Genomic DNA, 2,468 nt, shown 5'->3' on the forward strand with positions numbered 1-2,468 from the left:
CGTCACCCTCCACTGCGAAAGCTCGCCCACCTCGTCGGCCCGCAGCCAGGAAACGAACTGCCTGCACGAGCACGAGCTGCACCTGATCGGCGCCGCGCCCGCGCGCCTGCGCGTGGGCCAGGGCCTCGACGAGGAAACCCATCGCTTCGCGCCCGGCAGCCTGGTGCTGCTGGGACCCCGGCTGCCGCACAGCCTCGCGTTCGAGCACCATCCGCTGCACGGCGGCGGCAACGCCGGCGGCCTGGTGCTGCGCTTCGGCGACGAGCCGCTACGCCGCGGCATGGAGCTGTTTCCAGAACTGCGCGACGCCGCGCCGCTGCTGGCGCGTGCGCGGCAAGGCGTGCATTTCGTGGGCCTGGGCGAAGGCATCGTCTCGCGGCTGCGGCGCATCGAGATGCTGCAGGGCCTGGCGCGCTTCGCCGAGTTCACGGTGCTGCTCAACGAGCTCTCGCAGTGGTCCGAGTACCGGCTGCTGGCCGACGCCGCCTTCACCGACGATTCGCTCGGCGAGCATGGCGCCGCGCTGCGCATCCACAAGGCGCTCGACCACATCCGCGACAACTATGCCGAGGGGCTGTCGCTGGCCGAGGTGGGCGCCATCGTCGGCATGCGCGAGAACGCCTTCTCGCGCAGCTTCCGCCGCGCCACCGGCCAGACCTTCACCGACTTCGTGATCGGCCTGCGCGTGGCGCGCGCCTGCCGCCTGCTGGCCTCCACGCGCCAGCACGTGAGCAGCATCTGTTACGAGGTGGGCTTCAACAACATCTCGAACTTCAACCGGCATTTCCGGCGCATCAAGGGCATGACGCCCGGCGAGTTCCGCGCCGCGGCGCGCAGCTGAGGAAGATTCGTCGCCCACGGCCTACAGACAGGGCCCGCCGATCGGATCAAGGTCGGGCCATGACACATCCGATCGAACTCATCGTGGACGAGCCGGCACCCGGATCCTTTGTCTGGCGCCTGCTCGAGACCGACGACAGCGGGGGTCATCCCCGCGTGCTGCGCAGCGCCTTCGACCCTGCCGACAGCTACGAAGTGGCGCTCGCGACCGGCGAGCGCGCACTGCACAGCGAAATACGCCAGCGCGCGGCCACCGCGGCCTGAGCGCCCCGCGCCTTCTCTCTTTCTGGATCGACGGGCTCGCGCGGCCCGCGGCGCCTTGCTGTGCCACGCCGACTCGCGATCGCACCCCGCCCGCTGTCGGCATCGGATGACATGGCCGCGCGCCGTGTGACCGCGCGACAGCCCTGGCTCGCACCGTACGGTGGTCCCCAGACATCGGCACTTCGCCGGTCGATCCCCCCGCTTTTTTATTCCACCCCTGAAGGAGACCCCATGACCGCCACCACCACCGATCAAAGCAAGCTCTGGGACCTGATCAAGGACACGCGCTACGGCATGCTCACGCACCGCCACGGCGACGGCCAGTTGCACAGCCACCCGCTGACCACGCAGAACAAGGACGGCGACGAGGCCGGCACGCTCTACTTCTTCGTGCCGAAGAACGGCGACATCGCGCGCCATGTCGCGAGCGACCCGGTCGTGAACATCGCCTATGCCAACACCGACAGCGACAGCTACGTGTCGATCTCGGGCCGCGCCGAACTGCGCGAGGACGCCGCCAAGAAGCGCGCGCTGTTCAGCAAGATGGTCGAGGCCTGGTTCCCCAAGGGCGTGGACGATCCCAACCTCGGCCTGCTGGCCGTGAACGTGGTCGAGGCCGAGTACTGGGACGTGGACGACAGCAAGATGGTCCAGCTCTACAAGATGGCCAAGGCCGCCCTCACCGGCGAACCGCCGAAGAACCTCGGCGAGCACAAGAAGGTCGCGGTCTGAGGGCAGCCGGAGCGATGACAGAGGCAACGACCGCACAAGCCGCCGGCACGCCCGGCGCCACGGCCCCCTCGCCGGCACCGCACCGCTGGCAGTTCATGCGCGCCGGCGGCGTCGACCAGGTGGTGTTCCGCAGCGGCGAGGACATCGCGCGCATCGCCGAGCTCGACCAGAAGCTCTGGGTCGCGCTGGCCTGTCCCACGCGCGGCATCGACTTCGATCCGCGCACGCTGGACCTGATCGACACCGACCGTGACGCTCGCGTGCGCCCGCCCGAGGTGATCGCGGCCTGCCAGTGGGCCTGCGAACGGCTGCGCAGCGCCGACGTGCTGCTCTCGGGCGGCGGCACGCTGTCGCTCGACGACCTCGATGGCGCGAAGGCCCCCGGCGCCGAACTCGCGAAGGAGGGCCGGCGCATCCTCGACCTGCTGGGCCGGAAAGACACGAACACGCTCACGCTGGCCGACATCTCCGACCGCGGCGAATGGCTGGCCGCGATGCGATTCAACGGCGACGGCGTGGTGACGCCCGAGACCGCCGAGGACGAGGCGCTGCGCGCGACCATCGCCGAGGCGATGCGCAGCCACGGCAGCACGCCCGACCGCCACAAGCAGACCGCCGGCATCGACCGCGCG

General features: G+C 70.1%; 3 protein-coding genes and 1 pseudogene. All 4 read left to right on the forward strand.

Translation table 11 applies throughout. The features are described 5' to 3' along the window. Positions 1-841 (forward strand): helix-turn-helix domain-containing protein (locus tag AC27VN_RS38780; protein ID WP_490880110.1); only part of this gene is annotated, 841 nt, incomplete at its 5' end. A gap of 59 nt (positions 842-900) precedes the next feature. After that, positions 901-1,104, forward strand: a complete 204-nt coding sequence (locus tag AC27VN_RS38785; protein ID WP_093353787.1) for a hypothetical protein — start codon at positions 901-903, stop codon at positions 1,102-1,104. A gap of 231 nt (positions 1,105-1,335) precedes the next feature. After that, positions 1,336-1,836 (forward strand): pyridoxamine 5'-phosphate oxidase family protein, encoded by a 501-nt coding sequence (locus AC27VN_RS38790; protein ID WP_490880111.1) that lies wholly within the window; start codon positions 1,336-1,338, stop codon positions 1,834-1,836. A gap of 14 nt (positions 1,837-1,850) precedes the next feature. Beyond that, positions 1,851-2,468: pseudogene (locus AC27VN_RS38795) on the forward strand (hypothetical protein); the annotation flags it as partial.

It is taken from the genome of Variovorax sp. 20P10.2.4 (genome assembly GCF_058244205.1).

Coding starts and splice junctions, on each gene's coding strand:
- AC27VN_RS38785 (WP_093353787.1), top strand. CDS start 901: ATGACACATCCGATCGAACTCATCGTGGACGAGCCGGCACCCGGATCC.
- AC27VN_RS38790 (WP_490880111.1), top strand. CDS start 1,336: ATGACCGCCACCACCACCGATCAAAGCAAGCTCTGGGACCTGATCAAG.